This window comes from Salinicola lusitanus (genome assembly GCF_038648475.1).
Taxonomy (GTDB): domain Bacteria; phylum Pseudomonadota; class Gammaproteobacteria; order Pseudomonadales; family Halomonadaceae; genus Salinicola; species Salinicola lusitanus.
The window spans coordinates 4088863-4115377 of record NZ_CP151919.1 but is presented as its reverse complement, the minus strand read 5'-3'; the positions used below and the strand labels follow the sequence as shown (position 1 = coordinate 4115377).

The window sequence follows — 26515 nt, the reverse complement described above, 5'->3', positions numbered from 1 at the left end:
TGAGGGTATCGGGATGAAGCGTCATGGCGTCGGTGCTGCCGGATCGGCTTCGCCGCCCAGCCATTCGATCAGTTGGTCGACGAAAGTCGCCAGCGTCTGCGACATCAGTGCGAAGTCGGTTTCCAGGGAGACGATCGGGTCGTCGCCGTCGTCACTCTGGCTGGCTTCGTCCAGCAGGGCATCGTCGAACTTGAGAGACTTGAGCGCCAGGTCGTCGTGCAACATGGCACGAAGCTGACCCTCGCTGCCGAGGCTGAGCTGGCTGGCCTGCCGTCCGTTCTCCAGCAGCGACTGGATCTCCTCGCTGTCGAGGTCGACCTGGCGCGCGCGCAGGACACCTTCGTCTTCGGCCGCGCGCAGCTCCACCTGGTCGCCGAGCATCAGGCTGGCGGGGCGGCTGGCGGGGTCGCTCAACCACTGGGTCATGCCGCGAGAGGGCGGCGTCTTAGTGGCCAATGGCGTCACCTTCAACGAGCCGAGCGTCTGGCGCAGCAGGTCCAGCACCTCCTCGGCGCGCTTGCGGCTGGAAGCGTTGATGCCGATCAGGCGCTTGCGGGTGTCCCACCACAATTCCACGCGCTGGGTGCGGGTGAATGCCTGGGGCAGCAGCTCCTCCATCACCTGTTCCTTGAGCAGCTGTCGCTCACGGCGCGATAGCGGCTGGCCTTCGGCCTGCTCGCGCGCCTCACTGCGTTCGTTGACCTCATCATTGACCACGGCCGCCGGCAGCAAGCGCTCCTGGCGCAGCATCGACAGCAGTCGATGTCCCTGAACCTCATGGGCGCGCTGATCGCTGCGACGGCCCGCCGGCGCACTCCAGCCAACCCGGCGCGCCTCGCGCGGGGAGACGGGGCGAAACGCGAATTCTGCCAGTGCGGTTTCCAGATCCTCTAGGGGGAGAACCTCGACGTCATGGCAGCGATACAGATGACAGTGCTTGAACCACATGCGCCCGCTCCGTTTGAAAGGAGGCATATTATGTCGAAACGACCCAGGTGTTACCACCGAGGTCGATCGTTGATGTTTGCGCGACTGTTTCAAACGGGCGTATGTTTTGGGCTGCGAGCGACAGACGATCGGCAACTGAACGGACGTAGGCGTCGCCTTGCCGCCGCGGCGTCTACAACCGTCATCACGGAGGTTTGCATGGATTCACGTATCACGGTAACCGAGGTTCGCGTCCGGGGCTTTCATCTCGACGGCTACGGTCACGTCAATCATGCCCGCTATCTCGAGTTTCTCGAGGAGGGGCGCTGGGCCTACGTCGATGCCCATCCCGAATTCGCCGACGGGTTGGCCCGGGGCGTGGCGCTGGTCGCGGTCAATCTCAATATCGACTACCGGCGCGCCGCCGTCATGAACGACGACCTCAAGGTCGAGACCTGCCTGACTCGCATCGGTGGGCGCAGCGGTGTCGTAGGGCATCGGATAACGCACCTCGGCAGCGGTGAGCTGGTAGCGGCCGCCACGCTGACATTCGTGCTGCTCGATCAGCAGAGTGGCCAGGTGGTCCCGATGGAGGGAGCGTGGGCAGAGCGATTGGGACCGTTGGTGGTGGATGTACCCGAAGGGAAGTAGAAAAGCCGGTCAAAGCACGTCAACGCCTGCCTTTAAAGCCCCTGAAATGGTATGATCCCGTGATTGTGCGGCCAAGTGACTTGGCCGCCTTGCCGGGGCTTTATTAACGCTGCCACGGCCGGACGCCGGTCGTGGCAGCGGTGCAAAGGATTTGACGACCCATGGGTGATATCGCCAGAGAAATTCTGCCAGTCAACATCGAGGATGAGCTCAAGCAGTCCTACCTGGACTATGCGATGAGCGTCATTATCGGGCGCGCGCTTCCCGACGTCCGCGATGGCTTGAAGCCGGTCCACCGTCGCGTGCTCTACGCGATGCACGAACTCGGCAATGACTGGAACAAGCCATACAAGAAGTCGGCGCGTGTGGTCGGCGACGTGATCGGTAAATATCACCCCCACGGCGACAGTGCGGTCTACGACACCATCGTGCGAATGGCGCAGCATTTCTCGATGCGCCACGTGCTGGTCGACGGCCAGGGCAACTTCGGCTCCATCGATGGCGACAACGCCGCAGCGATGCGTTACACCGAAGTGCGCATGGCGCGCCTCTCCCACGAGCTGCTGGCGGATCTCGAGAAGGACACCGTCGACTGGGTCGACAACTACGACGGCACCGAACGGATCCCCGAAGTGCTGCCGACCAAGGTGCCGAACCTGCTGATCAACGGTGCATCGGGTATCGCGGTCGGCATGGCGACGAACATCCCGCCGCACAACATGGTGGAAGTGATCAACGGCTGTCTGGCCCTGATCGACGACTACACCCTGACGGTCGACGACCTGATGGAGTACATCCCCGGCCCCGATTTCCCCACCGCCGGCATCATCAACGGCCGTGCCGGCATTCTCGAGGCGTATCGCACCGGCCGCGGCCGCATCTACGTGCGGGCCAAGCATACCGTCGAGTTCGACAAGAAGAGCGGTCGCGACCATATCGTCATCACCGAGCTGCCTTACCAGGTCAACAAGGCGCGCCTGATCGAGAAGATCGCCGAGCTGGTCAAGGAGAAGCGGGTCGAGGGCATCGCCGAACTGCGTGACGAGTCCGACAAGGAAGGGTTGCGCGTGGTCATCGAGATCAAGCGTGGCGAATCGGGCGATGTCGTCGTCAACAACCTGTTCGCGCACACCCAGCTCGAGAACGTTTTCGGGATCAACATCGTTGCGCTGGACGACGGTCAGCCCAAGACGCTCAATCTCAAGCAACTGCTCGAGGCTTTCGTCCGTCACCGGCGTGAGGTCGTTACCCGTCGCACGCTGTACGAACTCCGCAAGGCCCGCGAGCGTGGCCATCTGCTCGAAGGCCTGACGGTCGCGATCTCCAACATCGACGAGGTGATCGAGCTGATCAAGGCCTCGCCCAATGCCGCCGAAGCCAAGGACAAGCTGCTCGCTCGCGACTGGCAGCCGGGCCAGGTCACCGGCATGCTCGAGCGTGCCGGGGCGACCTCGTGCAAGCCGGAGGATCTCGAAGAGGGCTACGGGCTGTCCGACGACAGCGCCATGTACCGACTGTCTCCGGCCCAGGCCCAGGCGATCCTCGAGTTGCGTCTGCATCGTCTGACCGGACTCGAGACCGAGAAGCTGCTCGACGAATACCTGAGCATTCTCGAGAAGATCGCCGAGCTCAACCATATTCTGGCCTCGCCGGATCGCCTGCTCGAGGTCATCCGCGAAGAGCTGGAGGCGATCCGCGACCAGTACGGCAACGAGCGCAAGACGGAGATTCACACCAGTCGTCTCGACCTCTCCATGGAGGATCTGATCGCCGAGGAGGACATGGTGGTCACGCTCTCCCGTGGCGGCTACGCCAAGACCCAGCCGATCACCGACTACCAGGCGCAGAAGCGGGGCGGGCGCGGCAAGTCGGCGACCAGCATGAAGGACGAGGACGTCATCGAGCATCTGGTGGTCGCCTCGACCCACGACACCATGCTGCTGTTCTCCAACCGCGGCAAGGTCTACTGGCTCAAGACCTACGAAATGCCCAACGCCAGCCGCGGCTCGCGAGGCAAGCCGCTGGTCAACCTGCTGCCGCTGGATGCCGGCGAGTCGATCAACGCCATTCTGCCGGTGCGGGACTACAACCCCGACAGCTACATCTTCTTTGCCACTGCCAGCGGCACGGTCAAGCGGACCTCGCTGGATCAGTTCTCGCGGCCGCGCAGCGTGGGGCTGATCGCCATCGATATCGACGAGGGCGATCGCCTCGTCGGCGCCGCGATCACCTCCGGGTCGGATCACGTCATGCTGCTGTCGTCCAACGGCAAGGCGATCCGCTTCGAGGAGGGCAATGTCCGCGCCATGGGGCGTACCGCCCGCGGCGTTCGCGGCATGCGCCTGCTCGATGGCGCCGAGGTGATCAGCCTGATCATCCCGCAGAGCCAGACCATCGACGCCAATGCCGATGCCGAAGCCGACAATCAGGCCGATGCCGAGAACGACGGCAGCAATGGCAACGACGAGCAGATCTACATTCTGACCGCATCGGAGAACGGCTATGGCAAGCGCACCCGGCTCGAGGAGTTCCCGATTCGTGGGCGCGGCGGCCAGGGCGTGATCGCGATGCAGACCACGGCGCGCAACGGCTCGCTGGTGGCGGCGATGCAGGTGCGCTCGAGCGACGAGATGATGCTGATCACCGATCGCGGCACGCTGGTCCGTACCCGGGTCGCCGAAGTCTCGATCAGTTCGCGCAACACCCAGGGCGTGACGCTGATCCGCACGGGTGACGACGAGCGCCTGGTCAAGACGGTGCGTGTCGACGAGCCCCAAGAGGACGAACTGACCGAGGACGAGCTGGCTGAAGCGGGCGGCGACGAGAACGGCAACATCGATTCCGACGCCGAGTCGAATGTTGACAAGGCCGATGACGCTCCCGGCGACGAAGCGGGCGACGCCAGGTCGGAAGACGAGTGAGCAAGGACCGCGCCGGCCTACCGGGTCGGCGCGGTCGACAGCAACGTTCTCCGCGGTGGTCGTTCGTCGATGATGGCCGTTCAGGGCAGTCACCGTGGTTGGCAATGATTCAGATCCAGGAACCCAGGCAATGAGACGTCTGCATAATTTCTGTGCGGGTCCGGCGGCGATGCCGACCGCCGTTTTGGAGCGCGCTCGCGAGGAGATGCTCGACTACCGAGGGCAGGGTCTCTCGGTGATGGAGATGAGCCACCGCAGCCCGACGTTCGAGGCGATCGCGGCCCAGGCCGAGCGGGATCTGCGCGATCTGCTGGCGATTCCCGACAACTACCGCGTGCTGTTCATGCAGGGTGGCGCCACCCTGCAGTTCGCCTGCGTACCGCTCAACCTGCTGGGGCCGGGCGGCACCCCGAACTACCTGGATACCGGGATCTGGTCCGGCAAGGCGATCAAGGAGGCGAATCATCTCGCCAGCGCACACGTCGCGGGCTCGACGCAGGGTAATGGCTACGTCCATGTGCCGCGTCCGGACGAGATCGCGCTGTCGGCCGATGCCGCCTACCTGCATTACTGCCACAACGAGACCATCGGTGGCCTGGCCTACGACTACGTGCCTGAGGTGGACGTGCCGCTGGTCTGCGACATGTCTTCGTCGATCCTCTCCGCGCCGCTCGACGTGAGCCGGTATGGGGTCATCTACGCCGGGGCCCAGAAGAACATCGGACCCGCCGGGATCACCGTCGTCATCGTCCGCGATGATCTGCTCGAGCGCGCCCTGCCGCAGACGCCTTCGCTGCTGGGCTGGAAGGTGTATGCCGACAACGACTCCATGATCAACACGCCGCCGACCTATGCCTGGTATCTGGCTGGCCTGGTGTTTCAGTGGCTCAAGCAGGACGTTGGCGGTCTGGCCGAGATGGAGGCGATCAACCGGCGCAAGTGCGAGTCGCTCTACGCGGCGATCGACGCCAGCGATTTCTACGCCAACCCCATCGATCCGACCAACCGCTCGATCATGAACGTGCCATTCACCCTGGCCGACGAATCGCTGAATTCGGCGTTCCTCGAGGAGGCGGAGTCGGAAGGGCTGCTGAATCTCAAGGGGCATCGCAGCGTCGGCGGTATGCGGGCCAGCCTCTATAACGCCGTCAGCGAGGCCGACGTTCAGGCGCTGATCACTTTCATGCGGGATTTCGAGCGCCGCCGTGGTTGATGAGCGGAGCTTCACCCAACGACATCACCCTACAGTCATCAGGATACGGTCATGAGTGACTCTTCGAATTCGCCGCTGGACCTGGCTGCACTCCGGCAGCGCATCGACACCATCGACAGCGAATTGATGCGCCTGATCAGCGAGCGTGCCGAGTGCGCCGCCCAGGTGGCTCACGTCAAGACCGCTGACGACCCCGATGCCGTCTTCTATCGCCCGGAGCGCGAGGCGCAGGTGCTGCGCCGGGTGATGGAGGAGAATCCCGGGCCGCTTCACCGCGAGGAGATGGCCAGGCTCTTTCGCGAGATCATGTCCGCCTGTCTGGCGCTGGAAAAGCCGATCAAGGTCGCCTACCTGGGGCCGGAAGGCACCTTCACCCAGCAGGCGGCGCTCAAGCATTTCGGCCACAGCGCCATCAGCTTGCCGATGGCGGCCATCGACGAAGTGTTCCGTGAAGTCGAGGCGGGCGCGGTCAACTACGGCGTGGTGCCGGTGGAGAACTCCACCGAGGGTGTGGTCAACAACACCTTGGATTCGTTCATGGACTCCGGCCTGCACATCAGCGGGGAGGTGGTGCTGCGGATCCACCACCATCTGCTGATGTCGAGCATCACCCGGCAGGACAAGATATCCCGGATCTACTCCCATCCCCAGTCCTTTGCCCAGTGTCGCAAGTGGCTGGATGCCCACTACCCCCACGCCGAGCGCGTTGCGGTATCCTCCAACGCCGAGGCGGCGCGCCTGGTCAAGACCGAGTGGCACAGCGCGGCGATCGCCGGCGACATGGCGGCGCAGCTCTACGGGCTCGACCATGTCGCGGAGAAGATCGAGGACCGCCCCGACAACTCCACGCGATTCCTGATCATCGGCAACGAGTCGGTGCCGCCGTCGGGCACCGACAAGACCTCGGTGGTGGTCGCCATGCGCAACGAACCCGGCGCGTTGCATGCGCTGCTCGAGCCGTTTCACCGCCACCATGTCGACATGACCCGCCTCGAGACGCGCCCGTCGCGCACTGGCGCGTGGAACTACGTGTTCTTCATCGACTTCAAGGGGCATGTCGACCAGCCCGAGATCGCGAGCGTGCTCGAAGAGGTGCGCAGCGGCGCGCAGGATATGAAGGTGCTGGGTTCCTACCCGGTGGGCGTGCTTTAGGATGGGGGAGAGCGAGACAACGTCAGCGGATCCCACGGTACTGATCGTAGGACTGGGGATGATCGGCGGCTCGCTGGCCGCGGCGCTCAAGTCCAGCGGCTATGACGGGCGGATCCTGGCCTGCGATCCCAACGTCGAGGAGATCGCCGTCGGCCTCGAGATGGGGGTGATCGACGACGGGGGGCGCGATCTCGCCGCGCTGGTCGCCCAGAGCGGCCTCGTCGTGGTGGCAGTGCCGGTGCTGGCCATGCGCCGGGTCTTCGAGCAGCTGGCGCCGGTCCTCGGCGAGCGCGTGCTGACCGATGTCGGGAGTACCAAGCGCCGCGTCTGCGAGGCGGCGCGGGAAGCTTTCGGCCGGCTGCCGGCCAATTTCGTCCCGGGCCACCCCATCGCCGGTTCCGAAAAGAGCGGCGTGGCTGCGGCCAATCCGGCGCTCTATCGTCATCACAAGGTCATCCTGACGCCGGAGGCTGACACCACGCCGACGGCCGTCGCCGTGGTGCGGGGATTGTGGCAGCGCTGTGGCGCGGAAGTGCTCGAGATGCCGGTTGACCGGCACGATCAGGTGCTGGCGCGAACCAGCCATCTGCCGCATCTGCTGGCGTTCTCGCTGGTCGACACGCTGGCCCGCCAGGACGAACGGCTGGATATCTTCCGCTACGCCGCCGGCGGGTTTCGAGATTTTACCCGCATCGCCGGTAGCGATCCGGTGATGTGGCGCGATATCTTCACCGCCAACCGCGATGCGCTGCTGGATGCGCTGGATGATTTCGAGACCGGCCTGGGGCGATTGCGCGCGGCCGTCGAGCAGGGCGACAGCGACGCCATGCTGGGCACGTTCGATCGCGCCAGTCATGCCAGGCACTATTTTGAAACGCTGTTGAATCAGACGAGTTATCAGACCATGGAAGCACGACAGGTTCAGTATCGGGTATCGCCCGGCGGTTCGGTCAAGGGCCGGATTCGCGTTCCCGGCGACAAGTCCATCTCCCACCGCTCGATCATGCTCGGTGCCCTGGCCAACGGTGTTACCGAGGTCAAGGGCTTTCTCGAAGGCGAGGACAGCCTGGCGACGCTGCAGGCGTTTCGCGACATGGGCGTCGCCATCGAAGGGCCGCATCAGGGCCGGGTGACGATCCATGGCGTGGGCCTGCACGGGCTGAAAAAGCCGGCCGGTCCGATCTACGTGGGGAACTCCGGCACTGCCATGCGGCTGTTCGCCGGCCTGTTGGCGGGGCAGGCCTTCGATACCGAACTGACCGGCGATGCCTCGCTGACCAAGCGTCCCATGGCCCGGGTGGCCGATCCGCTGCGGCTGATGGGAGCAAGGATCGATACCGCCGAGGGGGGGCGTCCGCCGCTCAGGATCCACGGTGGCCAGCCGCTGAAGGGCATCCATTACGACATGCCGATGGCCAGCGCCCAGGTCAAGTCCTGCCTGCTGCTGGCGGGGCTCTACGCCGAGGGCGAGACCCGGGTCCGCGAGCCGGCCCCCACCCGGGACCATACCGAACGCATGCTCAACGGCTTCGGCTACAAGGTCGATCGCGATGGCGACCTGGCGACGCTGCAGGGCGGCGGCGAACTGACCAGCGCACCCATCGACGTGCCGTCCGATATCTCTTCTGCCACCTTCTTCCTGGTGGCGGCAGCGATCACGCCGGGCTCCGATCTGGTGCTCGAGCATGTCGGGGTCAATCCGACCCGGATCGGGGTGATCAACATTCTCAAGGCAATGGGTGCCGATCTGCGCCTGGAAAATCCGCGTGAGGTGGGCGGCGAGCCGGTGGCCGACCTGCATATCCGTTATGCGCCGCTCAAGGGGATCGACATTCCCGTCGACCAGGTGCCGCTGGCGATCGACGAATTTCCGGCGCTGTTCGTCGCCGCGGCCAACGCCGAGGGCACCACCCGGCTGCGCGGCGCCGAGGAGCTCAGGGTCAAGGAGTCCGACCGGATCCAGGCGATGGCCGATGGCCTCGATATCCTGGGGGTCGAGACCACCGTCTACGACGACGGCATCGACGTGGTCGGCAAGTCCGGCGATGGTCCCAGTTACCAGGGCGGACAGGTGGACAGTCTCGGCGACCACCGCATCGCCATGGCCTTCACCGTCGCCGCCTTGCGGGCCGACGGGCCGATAGCGATCGACGACTGCGCCAACGTGGCGACCTCGTTCCCCGGTTTCGTCGCGCTGGCCAACAAGGTGGGGCTTGAACTGACGGAGGTATCGGCATGACGACACTGGCGCCGGTCTTGACCATCGATGGCCCGGGCGGGGCCGGGAAGGGAACGATCAGTCGAATGATCGCCGAGCACATGGGCTGGCACCTGCTCGACTCCGGCGCCCTCTATCGCCTGACCGCACTGGCGGCGATGCGCAACGGCGTGGCCGTCGACGATGCCGAGGCGCTCTCCGTGCAGGCGCAGGCGCTCGACGTGGTGTTCGCCGTCGAGGATGGGGCGATGCAGATCCTGCTGGAAGGCGACGACGTGACCACGGCGATTCGCAGTGAAAGCGTCGGCAATGCGGCTTCCCAGGTGGCGGCGCTGCCGCCGGTCCGCGCCGCGCTGCTCCAGCGCCAGCGTGACTTCTGCAAGACGCCGGGGCTGGTCGCCGACGGACGTGATATGGGGACCGTGGTATTTCCCGACGCACCGCTCAAGATCTATCTCACCGCCTCCGCCGAAGAGCGGGCGCGGCGACGTCTGCTGCAATTGCAGCAGGCAGGTGAAGATGCTAGACTCTCGACCCTTTTGGAAGAAATCCAAGCGCGCGACGCGCGCGATATGCAGCGCTCGGTCGCCCCGCTCAAGCCCGCTGAAGATGCGGTAGAGCTGGACACCACGCAGCTGGATATACCGGAAGTCGTGGAGCGTATCGAAACGCTGCTCGCCGAACGAAAGCTGGCCTGAAGCCTACCGGTTTCAGTCCCGCTTCCCGGCAGAAGCCGACGACGCACTTCCGCTCCCGGGGCCCCTGGCAAGATGTCATGACGTGCAACGACCCGACTGAAAAGTCGCTGCAGGTCGAACCAGCGCCAACATCCCCAGGGATATGTCGATAAGGCCCGTGCTCGCTGGTGGTACGGAGGAAGACGGTTTGACCGTCATCAACGTTGATCACGTAGGAATCACATGAGCGAAAGCTTTGCTGAGTTGTTTGAACAGTCTCTCCAGGACATCAACATGGAACCCGGTGCCATCGTCATGGCGACCGTGGTTGACATCGAAGGCGACTGGATCACCGTCAACGCCGGTCTGAAGTCCGAGGGGCAGATCCCCGCGGCGCAGTTCCGCGACGACAATGGCGAAATGACCATTGCGGTCGGTGACGAAGTCAAGGTCGCGCTGGAAGCCGTCGAAGACGGGTTCGGTGAGACCCGCCTGTCACGCGAGAAGGCCAAGCGCGCCGAAGCGTGGAAGGAACTGGAAGCGGCCTTCGAGAAGGACGAGATCGTCAAGGGCGTGATCAACGGCAAGGTCAAGGGCGGCTTTACCGTCGACGTCTCCTCCATCCGCGCCTTCCTGCCGGGCTCGCTGGTCGACGTGCGTCCGGTACGCGACACTGCGCACCTGGAACACAAAGAGCTGGACTTCAAGGTCATCAAGCTCGACCCGAAACGCAACAACGTCGTCGTTTCTCGCCGTGCCGTTCTCGAAGCCGAGAACAGCGCCGAGCGTGAAGCGCTGCTGGCGACTCTGCAGGAAGGCCAGCAGATCAACGGTATCGTCAAGAACCTCACCGACTACGGCGCGTTCGTCGACCTCGGTGGCGTCGATGGCCTGCTGCACATCACCGACATGGCCTGGAAGCGAATCAAGCATCCGAGCGAAATCGTGGCTGTCGGCGACGAGATCAACGTCAAGGTTCTCAAGTTCGATCGCGAGCGCAATCGCGTATCGCTGGGCCTGAAGCAGCTGGGCGAAGATCCGTGGGTCAACATCGTCGACCGTTATCCGGAAGGCATGAAGGTCAACGCCCGCGTCACCAATCTGACCGACTACGGCTGCTTTGCCGAGCTGGAAGAGGGTGTCGAAGGTCTGGTTCACGTCTCCGAAATGGACTGGACCAACAAGAACATCCATCCGTCCAAGGTGGTTCAGGTCGGTGACGAAGTCGAAGTCATGGTTCTCGACATCGACGAAGAGCGTCGTCGTATCTCCCTGGGTATCAAGCAGTGCACCACCAACCCGTGGGAAGACTTCAGCGGCCGCTACAACAAGGGCGACCGCGTTGCCGGTACCATCAAGTCGATCACCGATTTCGGTATCTTCATCGGCCTGGAAGGCGGCATCGACGGTCTGGTTCACCTCTCCGACATCTCCTGGAGCGAGACCGGCGAAGAAGCCGTTCGCCAGTTCAAGAAGGGCGATGAAGCGGAAGCGGTCATCCTGTCGATCGACCCGGAGCGTGAGCGCATCTCGCTGGGCATCAAGCAGCTCGAGTCCGATCCGGTCTCCGAGTTCCTGGCTGTCAACGACAAGGGTGCCGTGGTCACTGGCCGCATCATCGAAGTCGATGCCAAGGAAGCCCATGTCGAGCTGGCGACTGATGTCGTGGCCGTGCTCAAGGCGTCCGAGATCAGTGCCGATCGTGTCGAAGACGCTCGCAACGTGCTGAACGAAGGCGACAGCGTCGAAGCCAAGATCGTCAACGTGGATCGCAAGAGCCGCGTCATCAACCTGTCCATCAAAGCCAAGGACCAGGTCGATACCCGTCGCAACATGGGTAAACTGCGCGATCAGGACGTCGAGCCCAACGGCCCGACCACCATTGGTGATCTGATCAAGCAGCAGATGGGCCAGGACTGATCCTTCGGATTCGGTCTTCCCATGAAAAACAGCGCCTTCGGGCGCTGTTTTTTTATGTCTGTCACTCGCTGATCGGTAGGGCGGTGATGGCGCCTCTCCGCGTGCGACGACGAACGCCTTTCAAAAAGCCGGTAGACGATAGTGGGCTTCTCCGGCGGCGGGGTGTCGCGAGGGCGCTGTGAACCCCTCCTTGGGCGCTACCTTTGCCATCCCTGGCAAAGGACCCTCGCTTTACCCTGCCCCCCGGCGCCCTTCGTCAAAGGGTTTGGAAAATCGTCACAGGATTGGGTACGAGCGCTTAGCGCTTCAGCCAGCCGCGCCAGCCTCGTCCGCTCTGTGTCGCGCCCGGGGTCGCAGCGTGGTGGCCGGAGAGCTCAGCGATGGCCTGCTTGAGCGGTTGGGTGATGGCATCCAGATGGTAGCTGCAGAGCGAGGGATCCAGTGCCGCCGGGCACTGCGCCATCAGCAGGCCGCAGTGGTAGGTAGCGACGTCCAGCGAGGCGTGCACCGGCGGGAAGGGGGAGGCCTCTTCGCGGCAGCGCTTGAGCTCGCGCAGCAGCATCTTCAGCATCTCGGCGTCTAGCCAGCACGGCGCTGCCGAGGGGGTGGCGGCGGGTAGCGATTGGCGCACGGCCTGAAAGGAGACCAGCAGAAAGACGCAGGTGTAGTGGAGTCGGGAGCGCTCTGAATGCATGGTTCACCATCACTCTGTTGATGAGAGTGATTACCATTCTCTATGGCTTGGATGTCCGTGTCAAAGTCTGTCGTCAATCGTGGCGTTCGAGCGCATTGAGCACGCCACGCAGAATCGACAGCTCCTTGCGACTCGGCTCGGCACGGGTGAACAGGGCACGCAGATGAGCCTCGGTCCGGGCGTGGGGTTGGGTCAGGAACCCGGCGCTCTCCAGGGCCCGGTGCAGGTGGGCGTAGAAGTGATCCAGCTGCTCCATCGTCGGATAAGGGCCGCTGGCCTTGGGCATCTGCCGCGCTTCCCCCTGGATGCGGGATTGTCGGAACGCCTCGTAGGCGACGATCTGCACGGCCTGGGAGAGGTTGAGCACGCCATAGTCCGGGTTGGCAGGGATGTTCAACTGATGCGTGCAGTGCCCGATCTCCTCGTTGGTCAAGCCATATCGCTCCCGCCCGAAGACGATGGCGACCGGCCCCTCCGGCAGGCGACGCCAGAGTTCGGCGGCCATCTGCTCCGGTTCGTGGTAGCAGGGCAGCGGCAGGCTGCGCAGGCGGGCGCTGGCGCCGATGACTTGTACGCAGTCGCCAATCGCCGCCGGCAGGGAGTCGACGACGCGGCAGCCCTCGACGAGGTCGGCGGCGCCGGCGGCGAGCCGCGTCGCCTCCTCATCGGGAAACTGGCGTGGAGCGACCAGCACCAGGTCGCTGAGGCCCATGGTCTTCATCGCGCGCGCGCTGGCACCGATATTGCCGGGGTGGAACGTCTGGACGAGAACGATGCGAATGCGATCCAGCATGCGCGAAAAACTCCTGGGGGCAAGAAGAATTCAGGGTGTCGGCGACTGCCTCCGGGCGGGCCGAAGGCCAGGCCGACTCGACGACAGAACCAAAAAAAGCCCCGCCAGAAGGCGGGGCTTTCCATGATACCTGAAAGGATCAGGCGATGGCGGGGCAGTGATTACATCATGCCGCCCATGCCACCCATGCCGCCCATGTCCGGAGCGCCGCCACCTGCCGGTGCGTCTTCCGGATCTTCGGCCACCATCGCTTCGGTGGTGATCATCAGGCCGGCGACGGAAGCCGCGGACTGCAGCGCGGTGCGGGTCACCTTGGCCGGATCGAGGACGCCCATTTCGAACAGGTCGCCGTACTCGCCGGTCTGTGCGTTGTAGCCGAAGTTGCCTTCGCCTTCCTTGACGCGATTGACGATGACGGAGGCTTCTTCGCCAGCGTTGGTGACGATCTGACGCAGCGGGGACTCCATGGCGCGAAGCGCGATGGCGATACCGTGAGTCTGGTCTTCGTTGTCACCGGTCAGGCCCTGGATCAGGGTCAGGACGCGGACCATGGCGGTACCGCCACCAGGCACGACACCTTCCTCGACCGCGGCGCGAGTGGAGTGCAGCGCATCTTCGACGCGCGCCTTCTTCTCTTTCATCTCGAACTCGGTCGCCGCACCGACGCGGATCACGGCAACACCGCCCGCCAGCTTGGCGACACGCTCTTGGAGCTTCTCACGATCGTAATCGGAGGAAGTCTCCTCGATCTGCGCACGGATCTGCGCGACGCGCGACTCGATGTCGGACTCGACGCCAGCACCATCGATGATGGTGGTGTTTTCCTTGGACATGGTGATGCGCTTGGCGCTGCCCAGGTGGTCGAGGTTGGCCTGCTCGAGGCTGAGGCCGACTTCTTCGGAGATCACGGTGCCGCCGGTCAGGATCGCGATGTCCTGCAGCATCGCCTTGCGACGATCGCCGAAACCGGGTGCCTTGGCCGCAGCCACCTTGACGATGCCGCGCATGTTGTTGACGACCAGAGTCGCCAGCGCTTCGCCTTCGATATCTTCCGCGATGATCGCCAGCGGCTTGCCGGCCTTGGCGACGGCTTCCAGCACCGGCAGCAGTTCGCGGATGTTCGAGACTTTCTTGTCGACCAGCAGGAGATACGGGTCTTCGAGCTCGACCGCCATCGTGTCCTGGTTGGTCACGAAGTACGGGGAGAGGTAGCCACGATCGAACTGCATCCCTTCGACCACTTCCAGCTCGTCTTCGAAGCCGCGACCTTCATCGACGGTGATGACGCCTTCCTTGCCGACTTTCTCCATCGCCTCGGCGATGATCTCACCGATGCGCGCGTCGCCGTTGGCGGAGATGGTGCCGACCTGAGCGATCGCCTTGGCGTCGGTGCAGGGCACGGAAAGCGCCTGGATGTGCTTGACGGCCTCGATGACGGCCTTGTCGATGCCGCGCTTGAGATCCATCGGATTCATGCCGGCAGCGACGCCTTTCAGACCTTCGTTGACGATGGACTGAGCCAGAACGGTGGCGGTGGTGGTGCCGTCACCCGCGGCATCGGAAGTCTTGGAGGCGACTTCCTTGACCATCTGGGCGCCCATGTTCTCGAACTTGTCCTTCAGCTCGATTTCCTTGGCCACGGAGACGCCGTCCTTGGTGACGGTGGGCGAGCCGAAGGATTTTTCCAGCACGACGTTACGGCCTTTCGGTCCGAGTGTCGCCTTGACTGCATCAGCGAGAACGTTGACGCCACGTGCCATGCGCTTGCGAGCATCATCAGAGAACTTGACTTGTTTAGCTGCCATTGTTCGATCTTCCTAATGTAATGCGTGAAATCTTGATGAATCGTCGAGCTTCGGCCGATCAGCCTTCGACGACGGCCAGAATGTCGCTTTCGCTCATGATCAGGACTTCTTCACCGTCGACCTTCTGCTTTTCGACGCCGAAGCCTTCCTTGAAAATCACGGTGTCGCCAACCTTGACGTCCAGTGCGCGAACTTCGCCGCTCTCGAGGATGCGACCGTTGCCCACTGCCAGGACTTCACCGCGCGTCGGCTTCTCCTGGGCACTGCCCGGAAGCACGATGCCGCCAGCAGTTTTCTGCTCTTCTTCTTTGCGACGTACGATGACGCGATCGTGCAAGGGACGGATTTTCATTGCTCACGTTCTCCTGATGGTTGCATGTTACAAATGCACGTTCCCACATGAGCCTGGCTCAAGGGGCGAAGGCTTTCGCCTTCCGGTTAATGGGCCTGACGGCCTAAAACTGTCGCTGCTGCCTTGATTGGGTCTGGCCAGCCGGTTTCAAGGGGGCGGCCTGAAAATTTTATCGCCCGGCGGGGCTTCAACGTTCCTTGCCGAGATACTCGCCCTCGATGGGGTCGGTATCAGCGCTGCTGGCGGTACTGTCCGAATCGCGCCGATGGGCATCCCAGTCGCCGGGGATTTCGGCACCCTTCGGGCCAGCGCCTCGGCTGCCTCGGGTGGACCAGCGACGCATCAGCTGACCGCTGCCGGGGGCCAGGCATATTAGACCCACGATATCGGAAAGAAAACCGGGTGCTATCAGCAGGATGCCAGCCAATACGAATGACGCCCCCGCCAGGATTTCGTCCGAGGGAATTTCACCGGCTGCCATGCGGGCACGGGCTCGCTGAAGCGTCAGCAGGCTCTCACGGCGAATGAGATGAATACCGAGGGCGCCACTGGCGACAATCCACACCAGGCTGGCCAGCAGGCCTATTTTTGCGCCCAGGGTAAAGAGCACGGCGAAGTCCGCGATCGCGAATAGGGCGACGAGGATGAGCAGGGGCATGATGTCTCCGTCGTTGACGCTGCCTGACTTGGCAAGATGGAGACGAATGGGGGAATTGCAACCGTTTGCCACCCCGGAGCCGACGAGCCGCCGGCCCCGGAGCAGGGCTCAAAACGTCGCACTGTCGGCGAGATTGGCCACCGTGGCGTTGCCGATTCCGTCGATGCGAGTCAGGTCTTCCAGGCTCTCGTAGTTGCCATTGGCTTCCCGGTCGTCGACGATCGCTTGTGCCTTGACTGCACCGATCCCGGGTAGCGTCGTCAACGTCTCGACCGACGCCTCGTTGATGTTGACGGGCGTATCCTGAGCTAGCGCCGGGAGGGCGGCGAAGCTGAACAGCGAGAACAGCACGGCTTGGAGCAGCGTCTTCATGAGCATCTCTCTCGGTTGCAGTGAGTGAAAGCTGGCCTCGTGACCGGCCATCACTCTCAGGTATCGACGCTGCGTCACGATTTTTTATCGGAAAAAAGCGATCATTCCTGTCAGCCAATTTCTACTCAATCTCGCTAAAGTAGCTGGCGCGGATGTGGCAGGAGGGCCCTATCCATTGCCGGGTCAGGTATACTCCCGCCCGAATTCGACTGCAGGAGACGACCCATGCCCGCCCCGGAATCGCCGCTCATCATTGCGCTCGACTACCCCGACCTGGCTGCGGCGCTGCAACTGGCCGACGCGCTCGACCCCGCCCGTTGCCGGGTCAAGGTCGGCAAGGAGTTGTTCACCCGTGCGGGACCTGGGGCCGTCGAGGCGCTCCACCAGCGGGGTTTCGAGGTCTTCCTGGACCTGAAGTTTCACGACATCCCCAATACCGCCGCCGGTGCGGTGGAGGCTGCCGCCGATCTGGGCGTGTGGATGGTCAACGTACACGCTGCCGGCGGTCGCCGGATGATGGAGGCGAGCGCCGAGCGATTGGCGAAACGCGGGCTCGGGACGCAGCTCATCGCGGTCACCGTGCTGACCAGCATGACGGATGACGAACTCCAGGAAACCGGCGTCGCCGGCAGTGCCCTGTCTCAGGTCGAGCGCCTGGCCAGGCTAGCCCAGGAAAGTGGACTGGATGGGGTGGTCTGCTCGGCGCGCGAGAGCGCCCGGCTGCGTGAGCTGTGTGGGGCGGGTTTTCTCAAGGTGACGCCGGGGATTCGCCCCGCCAGCGCGGAGCAGGGGGATCAGCGGCGGGTGATGACCCCCGATGCCGCGATGGCCGCCGGCAGCACGCACCTGGTCATCGGCCGGGCCGTGACCCAGGCGGCCGATCCGATGGCGGCGCTGGCCGATATCGAGCTCTCCCTGGCAGGCAGGTCGTGATCATTCACCTTCCAGGCCCGTTACCGGTTTGCTGGTACCCCAGCTGCGACAGCGGGGACACTGCCAGTGCAGCTGTTCGGCTCCGAAGCCGCAGCGCTGGCAGCGATGCCTCGGGCGGGTGCTCAGCAATTGCCGGGTGTGCTGCTTGAGCAGCTCCAGCCGATCCCGCTCGGCGGGATCGCTATCGTCCAGATAGAGGTCCATCAGGTAGTCGACGCCACGCAGGCTGGGGTGGTCGCGCAACTGATCGCTGACGAACGCGCAGGCGATCTCCGTGCCCTGGCGGTGTCTTAGCGTGTCCGCAGCCATCATCACCACCGAGGTCTGGGGGTCGTGTTGCAACTGCTTCTCCAGAAATTGCCACCAGCCGTCCTCGTCATCGAGTAGACGGTAGGCATTGCGCAGCGGTTCCAGCACGATAGTGGTAAAACTCGGATCCTGCTCGGGAATTCGCTGCCAGCATCGGGCCGCGTCGCGATAGTGGCCGATATCCCACTCGAGCTGGCCCAGCATCCAGTTGGCGCGAACGCAGCGTTCATCGGTATGCAGTGCCTGTTTCAAGGCCTTTCTGGCCAGTGACGGACTGCTCTCGATGCGGTGCCTACTGGCCAGCTCGCAGTGCCAGTGCGCCGCCGCCCGCCGGATGTCGGGGTCCTGACGCACCAGTTGTGGCTGGGCGGTGTCGAGAGCCTGGGCCCACTCCTTTTCCCGCTCGAACAGGTCGACGAGCAGGCGTTTGGCGGCGAGCTTCTGCGCGTCGTCGACCTGGCTCTTCTGCAGTGACAGGAGTAGCCGCTCGGCTCGGTCGAGCAGCCCGAGGGTGAGGAAGTCGCGCGAGAGCTCCAGCTGGACCTGGCCGCTCTGGGCGTTGGACAGTGCCGGCCGGGCGAGCAGATTCTGGTGGATGCGGACGGCGCGATCGGCTTCGCCGCGCGACCGGTAGAGATTGCCCAGGGCGATATGCGTCTCGACCGTGTCGCTGTTGACTTCCAGCGCCTGGGTGAAGGTCTCGATGGCGCGGTCCGGCTGCTCGTTGAGCAGATAGTTGAGGCCAACGAAATAGTCCTTCGGCAGGGTGCCGCTCGGCATTTCGGGGCGTGGCCGACGCCGGCCGCGCCCCGCTGATTCCCAGCGCCCCAGCAACCAGCCGATGGCGATGGCTGCCACCAGCAACGCCAGCAGCAGAGGATCGCTCATTCAGGTGCTTTCCTTGAACTCCTGCGTCCGTAGACGATCGAGTTCTTTGCGCTGTTGCTGATTGTGACGCTGGGCCCGGGTCAACAGGGTTCTCAGACGAAGATACATCCCTGTCATTGCCAGCATGCCGAGAATCACGCCACAAGCCAGGGCAACCAGAAGCCATAGCGACAACGAAGCGGGGGGAAGCTGGACCCAGATCAAGTCCAGTGGCAGCGGCTGTTGGTTGTTGACGGCAAACAGGATGCCGAGCAGCAGCACGACGATCAGGATGATGGCGAGAATGACGCCTTTGAGCCAGCGCATAGTAATTCCTGGTGACGCACCGCGACGGTCCGGTCGTGATCGGTCGTCGCGATGGCAGCCGTCGAATCGGGCGACGGATGCAATGACTGGGGAGATCAATAGCCCAGCGCGCGGCTGGCATTGACCTGTTCGCGTAGTTCCTTGCCCGGCTTGAAGTGCGGGACGTATTTTCCGTCGAGGTCGACGGGGTCGCCGGTCTTGGGGTTGCGTCCGGTCCTGGGCTCGCGAAAGTGCAGCGAGAAGCTGCCGAATCCGCGAATTTCCACGCGCCCGCCGTCCGCCAGGGCGTTGGTGATATCATCGAGAATGACGCGCACCGCCGCTTCGACTTCCTTCGCCGATAACTCGGGGCGACGGGTGGCGATCTGTTCGATCAATTCAGACTTTGTCATCGACATTCTCCGTGAGGCCTCTGCCTGGCGGCCAAGAACCGCGTAATGGGCGTCCGACGTCTGTTATTGTCGTTTCAGCATACTTCGCAACTTTCGAGAAAACAACGCATTAGCCGGGTGAGCCGGATGACTGAATAGTGACCGGCAGTTCACTCGGGTATAGTGCTGTGCATTGCAGTCATTCAGCACATCGGATCGAGGGTAGTCCATGTCAGACAACGAAGATGTCACGCGACGACGGCTTTACTGGCATTCACGACGTGGCATGTGGGAGCTGGATCTGCTGCTGATGCCGTTTCTCGAGGAGCGCTACGACCAACTGACGCCTTCGGACCAGGTGCTGTACCGGGAGTTGCTGGCCAACGAGGACCAGGATCTCTTCACCTGGCTGATGCGGCGCGAGTGGCCAGAGAACGCCGAGCTGCGGCGTCTCGTCAAGATGATCGTCGAACATGCCGAGACCACTGACAACAGTCGTCGTCAGGCGCTCTAGGCTGTCGCTGACTTGCCAGGGGCTGTCGGCACTGGCCTTGTCCGGCTACGCCGGGTGGTGGGTCGACTGGCGGCTGGCCGTATCGATATCGCTGATCGGGCTGGCATTCGCCGGCCGACAGTTTCTCTCGACGCCGAGACGGCGCTATCTGCGATGCATGATGGCCGGGGAGAGGACGGTCTGGGAGTATTCGGCCGATGCCCGGGTGTGGCAGCCGTCCCCGTGCCGGCTGGTGCGCCTTGGACCGCTGCTGTCGGCGGTCGATCTCTCCGGCCGACGTCTGTGGTTGTGGCCCGATAGTGGCGATGCACACTCGCTGCGTCGTCTGCGCGAGACGCTAGCCAGTCAAGCCGAGTGACCGGATCCTGCACGCCAAACGTGAAACGGCCCCACCGGCTTGACGCTGGCGGGGCCGTCGTGGTCACACTGGCGTTCAGCGGCGGCCGACGAAGAATCCGATGGCAAACCCGGCCAGCGCGGCGACGCCGATGCTGCTCCAGGCATTACGGTGAATGTAATCGTCGGTCTCGCGCCAGGCTTCTTCCGCATGCTCTGCCAACTCGTGGCTGACATCGTCCGCCCGATGCCTCGCGCGTTCCAGGCCTTGACGGCCTCGGCGCTTGGCGTCGCGGTAATAGTTCCGGCTCTCTTCCCGATAGTTGCGGCTCATGGATCATCCTTAATCGTTGGTCGATGATGGTGGTTCAGAACAGGAGATTCGTCCTGTCGGTTCGAGCTGTCAACGCCGGCTCAATATCAGCGTCAGCAAGGCGCCGCCCAGCGCGGCGATACCGACGCTCTGCCAGGGCTTGCGTTGGACGAAGTCGTCGCAGCTCTGGCAGGTGTCGTTGATCTGCTCGTCCAGGCGCTGGCGCGAACGATCCGCCCAGCTGTGCTGGGGAAAATAGGCGGCAGCGTGGGGGGACGGCTCGTCGATGCTCTCCTCGAGAGGGTCGTCCCGCGATGCCAGTGCAGGCTCCTCCCGGATTGGATCGTCCCCCAGGCGAGGCGCACGCTCGGCGGCCGCTGCCATATCTTCATCGATACGGCTGGCCTCGCCTTCCTTGTCGTCACGATGGAACAGGCTCATGTTCATCCTCCGGTTCGGTGAAACGGCCTCCCTACGATTCCCGCGACAGCGTCATGTCTGGCATGGGCGTCGCTACAGAAGTGTAGTTGCATTTCCATGACTCGCTAGGACCTTTCCTGCGTCGACGCGTCGAGATTCAGCTCTCGCTCCAGTCGCTGACTGACATCGCCGGGTGAGCCGGTCCGTCGCGCGAGCATGTCATAGGCGACCGGGACGACGAACAGCGTCAACAGCGTGGCAACGGCGACCCCGCAGAAAATCACGGTGCCGATGACGATGCGCGATTCGGCGCCCGGGCCGAAGGCCAGAATCAACGGTATCGCGCCAGCCATGGTGGTGACGGTGGTCATCAGTATCGGTCGCAGCCGTGTCACGGCCGCCTCGACCAGCGCATCCGAGAACGGCGCTCCCTCGTCGCGCAGTTGGTTGGCGAACTCGACGATCAGAATGCCGTTCTTGGCCGCCAGCCCCACCAGTACGACCAGCCCCACCTGGCTGTAGATGTTGAGAGATTGGCCGCTGGCCCAGAGGCCAAGCAGGGCACCGCTGATCGCCAGCGGCACCGTGAACATGATGACCAGCGGATGGATGAAGCTCTCGAACTGGGCCGCCAGGACCAGGAACACCACGACGATGCCCAGCAGGAGCAGAAAGGCGGTGGCGCCGCTGGCCTCCTGGTAATCGCGCGAGGGGCCCTTGTAGTCGATGACCGCCTCGCTGGGCAGCTCCTCGGCGGCGATCCGCTGGAGGTAGGCGAGCGCGTCACCCATGGCGGTACCGCTCTGGAGGTTGGCCTCCAGCGTTATGGCGCGCATCCGGTTGAATCGATTTAGTTCGCTGGCACCCGCGAATTCGGAGATGGAGACCAGACTCGCCAGTGGAATCAGCTCGCCGCTGACCGCCGAACGGACCTGCACGTTGTCCAGCGTACTCGGCGCTCGCTGGCGCTCGCGCTCCCCCTCGAGGATGACGTCGTACTCCTCCCCGTTATCGACGTAGGTGGTGACGTTGCGGCCGCCGAACAGTGTCTCGAGGGTGTTGCCGATGGTGCTGACGGTCACGCCCAGGGCGGCTGCGCGGTTGTAGTCGATCCGGATGCGGAGCTGTGGCTGGGTCTCCTTGTAGTCGCTGTCCACCGCCTCGAGCCCCACGTTACCGTCCTCGCGGATACGCTCGAGTAGACGGTCGCGCCAGTCGACCAGCTGCTCGTATGTACTGCCGCCGATCACGAACTGGATCGGCTTCTCGACTCTGCCGCCGAAGCCCTGGCGCATGACCGGCGTGGCGGTGACGCCGGGAAGATCGTCAAGGCGCTGCCTGACATCGGCCATGATGTCCCACGCCGAACGCCGGTCGCCCCAGTCGTTGAGGGTGACGATGGCCATGCCGTCGTTGAAATTCTCGACATTGCCGAAGCCACGCGGGCCACGAATCGACACCTGGTTGATATCGCCGGCGTCGACCAGGGACATCAAGCGGGTCTCTATCTCGTCGTAGTAATCCTGCATGTAATGGAAGGTCGCGCCGGGCGGCCCCTCGATCAGCACGAAAAAGGCGCCACGGTCCTCCCGGGGGGTGTACTCGTTGGGCAACTGCTGGAACAGCCAGGCGGTAAGGGCCAGGACGAGGGCAAACAGGCCGACCATGAACCAGCGGAAGCGCAGCGCCCGGCTTAGCCAGCGCCGGTAGATCGTCTGCGAACGGTCCAGCAGCCACTGCACGCCGCGGCTGATGCGGCTCTCGTGCATGCTCGGGTTGAGCAGCTTCGAACACAGCATCGGTGCCAGCGACAGCGCGACCAGGCAGGAGAGCCCGACGGCGGCGGCGAGGGTCAGGGCAAACTCCGAGAACAGGCGCCCGATATCCCCCTGCAGCAGGCTCAACGGAATGAATACCGTGATTAGCACCAGGGTGGTGGCGATCACCGCAAAGCCGATCTGACGCGTACCGCGATAGGCCGCCACCAGGGGCGTTTCGCGATGGACCACCATGCGCCGGTGGACGTTCTCGATGACCACGATCGCGTCGTCGACGACCAGACCGATCGCCAGGACCAGCGCCAGCAAGGTCAGCAGATTCAGGGTGAAGCCGAACAGGGCCAGGAAGATGAAGGTGCCGATCAGCGATATCGGTACCGTCACCGCTGGCACCAGGGTCGTGCGCACGTTGCCCAGAAAGAGAAAGATCACCACCACCACCAATCCCATGGCGATGAACAAGGTGGCTGCGACCTCGTGCAGGGCACCTGACACGAACACCGAGGAATCGAAGTTGAGCGACAGCTGCATGCCGTCCGGCAGCGTCGGCTGCAGCCGGGCCATTTCCGCCTTGGCGCCGTTGGCGACCTCCAGCACGCTGGCGGTCGACTGCTTGATCATGCCCAGGCCGACCATGGGGACTTCGTTGCCGCGATAGAGCGAACGCTCCTCGACCGAGCCGACCTCCACCCGGGCGACGTCGGCCAGCCGCACCAGATAACCGTCGTCTCCTCGCGCGATCACCAGGTTCTGGAAGTCGGCGGCAGTGGTGAAACTGCGGGGGATGCGCAGCGTGAACTGGCGGTCGCGGGATTCGAGAAAGCCGGCCGGCAGCTCGACGTTTTCGTTCTGGAGCGCATCGGCGACATCATCGACCGTCAGCTGCCGCGCGGCCAGGGCGTTGCGATCGAGCCAGACCCGCATCGCATACTCCTTGCCGCCGCTCAGGCGAACCCGAGCCACACCGTTCTGGGTCGAGAAGCGGTCGACGAGATAGCGATTGGCGTAATCGGTGAGTTCCGGGATGGTATAGCCCTCGCCGGAGAGCGACAGCCAGATGATGACATCGTCGCTGCTGTCGCTCTTCTCGATCTCCGGAGGTTCGGCCTGGTCGGGCAGGTTGTCGGCCACCGACGAGATGCGGTCGCGGATATCGTTGGCGGCACCGTCGATGTCTCGATCCAGCGAGAATTCGACGTCGATCTCCGATTCGCCGTCGGCGCTGCTGGACTCGATCGAGACGATACCCTCGATACCGGCGATGCGGTCCTCCAGCAGTTGGGTGATCCGGGTCTCGACCACGCTGGCGGAGGCGCCGGGGTAGTTGGTCTCGATGCTGACGATGGGCGGGTCGATCGCCGGATACTCCTGCAGCGGCAGGCGCTCCATGGCCAGCAGGCCGAAGGCGATCAGCAGTAGCGAGACGACCGTCGCGAAAACCGGGCGGCGAATCGATAGATCGGAAATTCGCATCAGTCGCTCGCCCGGGATTCGGTGGCGCGGCGCTGACGCTCCAGCACATCCCTGATGTCACCCTCGCCGACATTTTCCGCGACCAGCTCGACCGGATCCCCCTCGCGTACCTTGAGCGTGCCGTGGGTCACGATCCGCTGCCCGCCATCGAGCCCCGCGATGATCTCGACTTCCCCCTGTCGGCGTTCGCCGGTGGTGACCTCCCGGCGCGTCACATGGGCCGGCTGACCCGGTTCGATCAGCCAGACCGTCTGGCGTTCGCCATCCGGAACCAGCGCGCTTTCCGGGATCGTCAACGCCTCGCGCGCGGGCTGGTTCAACTGCACTTCCATCAGCATGCCCGGCAGCAGCCGGCCGTCGGGATTGGGCAGGTTGGCGCGGACCACCAGGCTGCGCGAAATGGGATCGATACGCGTGCCGAGGGTCGCGACCTCGGCGCGGAAGACCTGGTCCGGATAGCTCGGTGTCGTGGCGCTGAGTGTCAGGCCGGGGTGGAGCACCGACAGCAGCGTCGCCGGGACGGTGAAGTCGAGCTTCATGGTGTCCAGCTTGTCGAGCGTGACCAGCTCGGTGCCGGGGGTGACCAGGGCGCCCACGCTGATCTCGCGCAACCCCACCGTGCCCGCGAAGGGGGCCTGCAGGCGGTGATCGGCGAGTCGCGCGCGGATGGCATCGATCTCGGCCTCGCTCTGCTTGACCAGTGCGGCATTGTCCTCGAGCGTGGCGCGGACCCCCAGGTTGCGATCCTGGAGCTGCTGGGCCCGGTTGAGCGCACTCCGGCGTTGGCCCAGTAGCGCCTGGGCGGCGCGCAGCTCGGCCTGAGCCTGGGCGTCGTCGAGCTGCACCAGCCACTGGTTGGCTGCTACCTCGTCGCCGTCCTCGAAATTGAGCGCGCTGACGGTGCCGGTGAGCGTGGAGGAGAGGGTGACGCTCTCGTCGGCTCTCAAGGTTCCCAGCGCCTCCACGGGGTCCTGCCAGGTCGAAGCCATGACCGTGGCGCCGATCACGGCGACAGGCGGCGTCTCCTGGGCGCTCGCGGGGGGCGGGCCCGGCAACCATGTCGCTATCGCGCAGAGGGCCAGGGCCAGCAGGGGCGGTAGGCGGGTTTCGCGTCCGAGCGTGAAGCGCTCACGAGCTGCCGAATTCGTTGTCATGATTGGCGGATATCTTGTCAGCGTTGCGTTGGGCGGGCGAGTGCGCGCCACTCGTTAGTACCTGAACGACCGGCGAATGAAAAGGGCATCTCGAAAAACGCCTCTGTTAGAATGCCTACCCATTCAGTGAGGCAAGTGCGGTGCGGAGATGAAAACCTACGACGTGGTCATTATCGGCGCTGGCGCAGCGGGGCTGATGTGCGCGCTGACCGCGGGCTACCGCGGCCTTCGCGTGCGAGTCGTCGATCATGCCAGCAAGGCGGGAAAGAAGATTCTGATGTCCGGCGGTGGGCGCTGCAATTTCACCAATCTCGCCACCACGCCGGCACATTTCTTCTCGCGCAATCCGCACTTCTCGATTTCGGCGCTGAAACGCTACACGCCGCACCATTTCGTCGAACTGGTCGAGCGGCATGGCGTCGAGTACGTCGAGAAGGCGCCTGGCCAGCTGTTCTGCGCGCAGTCGGCGAAGGAGATCGTCTCGCTGCTGCTGACCGAGTGCGAGTGGGCAGGCGTGGAAGTCTCGCTCTCCACCACGGTAGGGAGGGTCGAGCGCCTGGGTGAAGGGATGCAGCTGGAGATAGATGGCCGCGGGGTGGCAGCGGGGGCCGTGGTCGTCGCCACCGGAGGCCTCTCCGTCCCGACGCTCGGCGCCAGCGGCTTCGGCTACGATCTGGCGCGCCAGTTCGGGCTGGCCGTGACCGAGACGCGGGCGGCACTGGTGCCATTCACGGTGACGTCGCAATGGAAGGCGTCACTGGCCTCGCTCTCCGGCCTCTCCTGTCCCGTTGTTGCCAGTTGCGGCGACGGCGCCTACCGTGAGCCGTTGCTGTTCACCCATCGCGGTCTGTCCGGGCCGGCAATGCTCCAGGCCTCGAGCCACTGGCTGCCGGGCATGCCGGTGGCGATCGACTGGCTGCCCTCTACCCCGGTTGCGGAGACCCTGGCCGACCTGCGTCGACGCGTGCCGCGGCGACGGCTGGGTAGCTGGCTGGGCGAACTGCTGCCCAAGCGTCTCTCCCAGGCGCTGATCGAGTGGCAGGGGTGGCAGGACCGGCCGTTGGCCGAGCTCTCCAACGCCGATATCGATGCCGTGGCGAGCGGTCTCGGGGCCTGGCAGTTCAAGCCGGCGGGCACGGAGGGGTGGCGCACCGCGGAGGTCACCATGGGCGGCGTCGACACGGCTGCGGTGTCGTCGAAGACCTTCGCCGTCGACGCGCTCCCCCAGCTCTACTTCATCGGTGAGGTGCTGGACGTCACCGGCCAGCTGGGTGGTTTCAACTTCCAGTGGGCCTGGTCGTCCGGCGTGGCCTGCGGCCAGGCGATTTGAGCCCGAACGAAAGATGGCCACTGAGTGCAGTGGCCAT

General features: G+C 64.1%; 25 protein-coding genes. 11 read left to right on the top strand and 14 right to left on the bottom strand.

Annotation, left to right across the window (positions count from 1 at the left end; translation table 11 throughout):
- Positions 1 to 21: 21 nt before the first annotated feature.
- Positions 22 to 948: a recombination-associated protein RdgC gene (locus tag AAGT95_RS18590; protein ID WP_110602862.1), complete on the bottom strand. Its 927-nt coding sequence runs from the start codon at positions 946 to 948 to the stop codon at positions 22 to 24.
- 198 nt (positions 949 to 1146) lie between these two features.
- On the opposite strand from AAGT95_RS18590, the gene AAGT95_RS18585 reads away from it, so the two are divergent.
- The 7 genes from AAGT95_RS18585 (at position 1147) to rpsA (ending at position 11679) form a co-directional block, all read left to right on the top strand.
- The gene (locus tag AAGT95_RS18585) at positions 1147 to 1578 is read left to right on the top strand and encodes an acyl-CoA thioesterase (protein WP_110602860.1); all 432 of its coding nucleotides are present in this window, start codon (positions 1147 to 1149) and stop codon (positions 1576 to 1578) included.
- Positions 1579 to 1739: 161 nt separating this feature from the next.
- A complete protein-coding gene (gene gyrA, locus AAGT95_RS18580) occupies positions 1740 to 4499 on the top strand; it encodes a DNA gyrase subunit A (RefSeq protein WP_342594751.1) in 2760 nt (919 codons plus the stop codon).
- 130 nt (positions 4500 to 4629) lie between these two features.
- Positions 4630 to 5712: a 3-phosphoserine/phosphohydroxythreonine transaminase gene (serC, locus tag AAGT95_RS18575; RefSeq protein ID WP_342594750.1), complete on the top strand. Its 1083-nt coding sequence runs from the start codon at positions 4630 to 4632 to the stop codon at positions 5710 to 5712.
- 51 nt (positions 5713 to 5763) lie between these two features.
- The gene (gene pheA, locus AAGT95_RS18570) at positions 5764 to 6864 is read left to right on the top strand and encodes a prephenate dehydratase (RefSeq protein ID WP_110710566.1); all 1101 of its coding nucleotides are present in this window, start codon (positions 5764 to 5766) and stop codon (positions 6862 to 6864) included.
- Positions 6865 to 6922: 58 nt separating this feature from the next.
- Entirely contained in the window at positions 6923 to 9103 is a 2181-nt protein-coding gene (locus tag AAGT95_RS18565) for a bifunctional prephenate dehydrogenase/3-phosphoshikimate 1-carboxyvinyltransferase (RefSeq protein ID WP_342594749.1), read from the top strand.
- Positions 9100 to 9780 (top strand): (d)CMP kinase, encoded by a 681-nt coding sequence (gene cmk, locus AAGT95_RS18560; RefSeq protein WP_110602850.1) that lies wholly within the window; start codon positions 9100 to 9102, stop codon positions 9778 to 9780. The genes AAGT95_RS18565 and cmk overlap by 4 nt, the downstream gene beginning before the upstream one ends.
- A 222-nt stretch (positions 9781 to 10002) precedes the next feature.
- Positions 10003 to 11679 (top strand): 30S ribosomal protein S1, encoded by a 1677-nt coding sequence (gene rpsA / locus AAGT95_RS18555; protein ID WP_110602848.1) that lies wholly within the window; start codon positions 10003 to 10005, stop codon positions 11677 to 11679.
- A gap of 298 nt (positions 11680 to 11977) precedes the next feature.
- Here the strand turns inward: rpsA and AAGT95_RS18550 are convergent, their stop codons facing one another.
- The 6 genes from AAGT95_RS18550 to AAGT95_RS18525 form a co-directional block, all read right to left on the bottom strand.
- Entirely contained in the window at positions 11978 to 12373 is a 396-nt protein-coding gene (locus tag AAGT95_RS18550) for a hypothetical protein (protein WP_110602846.1), read from the bottom strand.
- A 73-nt stretch (positions 12374 to 12446) separates the two neighbouring features.
- Positions 12447 to 13166 (bottom strand): RNA methyltransferase, encoded by a 720-nt coding sequence (locus AAGT95_RS18545; protein ID WP_110602844.1) that lies wholly within the window; start codon positions 13164 to 13166, stop codon positions 12447 to 12449.
- Positions 13167 to 13327: 161 nt separating this feature from the next.
- On the bottom strand, positions 13328 to 14971 hold the full coding sequence (gene groL, locus AAGT95_RS18540; protein WP_110710570.1) for a chaperonin GroEL: 1644 nt from the start codon (positions 14969 to 14971) through the stop codon (positions 13328 to 13330).
- 58 nt (positions 14972 to 15029) lie between these two features.
- On the bottom strand, positions 15030 to 15323 hold the full coding sequence (locus tag AAGT95_RS18535) for a co-chaperone GroES (protein WP_071232843.1): 294 nt from the start codon (positions 15321 to 15323) through the stop codon (positions 15030 to 15032).
- A gap of 187 nt (positions 15324 to 15510) precedes the next feature.
- Positions 15511 to 15981 carry an FxsA family protein gene (locus AAGT95_RS18530; protein ID WP_342594748.1) on the bottom strand — a complete coding sequence of 157 codons (471 nt, stop codon included), beginning with the start codon at positions 15979 to 15981 and terminating at the stop codon, positions 15511 to 15513.
- Between the two features lie 108 nt (positions 15982 to 16089).
- Positions 16090 to 16353 (bottom strand): ComEA family DNA-binding protein, encoded by a 264-nt coding sequence (locus tag AAGT95_RS18525; RefSeq protein ID WP_110602877.1) that lies wholly within the window; start codon positions 16351 to 16353, stop codon positions 16090 to 16092.
- 225 nt (positions 16354 to 16578) lie between these two features.
- On the opposite strand from AAGT95_RS18525, the gene pyrF reads away from it, so the two are divergent.
- Complete coding sequence (gene pyrF / locus AAGT95_RS18520) at positions 16579 to 17286, top strand: orotidine-5'-phosphate decarboxylase (protein ID WP_110602839.1); 708 nt, start codon at positions 16579 to 16581, stop codon at positions 17284 to 17286.
- Here pyrF and lapB read toward each other — a convergent pair whose 3' ends face one another.
- The 3 genes from lapB to AAGT95_RS18505 all read right to left on the bottom strand — a co-directional run bounded on the left by lapB (position 17287) and on the right by AAGT95_RS18505 (position 19181).
- Positions 17287 to 18483: a lipopolysaccharide assembly protein LapB gene (gene lapB / locus AAGT95_RS18515; protein ID WP_110602837.1), complete on the bottom strand. Its 1197-nt coding sequence runs from the start codon at positions 18481 to 18483 to the stop codon at positions 17287 to 17289.
- Positions 18484 to 18789 (bottom strand): LapA family protein, encoded by a 306-nt coding sequence (locus AAGT95_RS18510; protein ID WP_110602835.1) that lies wholly within the window; start codon positions 18787 to 18789, stop codon positions 18484 to 18486.
- A 95-nt stretch (positions 18790 to 18884) separates the two neighbouring features.
- A complete protein-coding gene (locus AAGT95_RS18505) occupies positions 18885 to 19181 on the bottom strand; it encodes an integration host factor subunit beta (protein ID WP_110602833.1) in 297 nt (98 codons plus the stop codon).
- A gap of 208 nt (positions 19182 to 19389) precedes the next feature.
- On the opposite strand from AAGT95_RS18505, the gene AAGT95_RS18500 reads away from it, so the two are divergent.
- Positions 19390 to 19674, top strand: a complete 285-nt coding sequence (locus AAGT95_RS18500) for a succinate dehydrogenase assembly factor 2 (protein ID WP_110602831.1) — start codon at positions 19390 to 19392, stop codon at positions 19672 to 19674.
- Entirely contained in the window at positions 19634 to 20032 is a 399-nt protein-coding gene (locus AAGT95_RS18495; protein WP_342594747.1) for a hypothetical protein, read from the top strand. The genes AAGT95_RS18500 and AAGT95_RS18495 overlap by 41 nt, the downstream gene beginning before the upstream one ends.
- A 75-nt stretch (positions 20033 to 20107) precedes the next feature.
- On the opposite strand, the gene AAGT95_RS18490 is transcribed toward AAGT95_RS18495, so the two are convergent.
- From AAGT95_RS18490 to AAGT95_RS18475, 4 genes are all read right to left on the bottom strand, one after another.
- Complete coding sequence (locus AAGT95_RS18490) at positions 20108 to 20344, bottom strand: DUF883 family protein (RefSeq protein ID WP_110602827.1); 237 nt, start codon at positions 20342 to 20344, stop codon at positions 20108 to 20110.
- Positions 20345 to 20413: 69 nt separating this feature from the next.
- Entirely contained in the window at positions 20414 to 20764 is a 351-nt protein-coding gene (locus AAGT95_RS18485; RefSeq protein ID WP_157958469.1) for a DUF883 C-terminal domain-containing protein, read from the bottom strand.
- A gap of 104 nt (positions 20765 to 20868) precedes the next feature.
- On the bottom strand, positions 20869 to 23994 hold the full coding sequence (locus AAGT95_RS18480; protein WP_342594746.1) for an efflux RND transporter permease subunit: 3126 nt from the start codon (positions 23992 to 23994) through the stop codon (positions 20869 to 20871).
- Entirely contained in the window at positions 23994 to 25148 is a 1155-nt protein-coding gene (locus AAGT95_RS18475; protein ID WP_342594745.1) for an efflux RND transporter periplasmic adaptor subunit, read from the bottom strand. The genes AAGT95_RS18480 and AAGT95_RS18475 overlap by 1 nt, the downstream gene beginning before the upstream one ends.
- Positions 25149 to 25296: 148 nt before the next feature.
- On the opposite strand from AAGT95_RS18475, the gene AAGT95_RS18470 reads away from it, so the two are divergent.
- Entirely contained in the window at positions 25297 to 26478 is a 1182-nt protein-coding gene (locus tag AAGT95_RS18470) for an NAD(P)/FAD-dependent oxidoreductase (RefSeq protein ID WP_342594744.1), read from the top strand.
- Positions 26479 to 26515 lie beyond the last annotated feature (37 nt).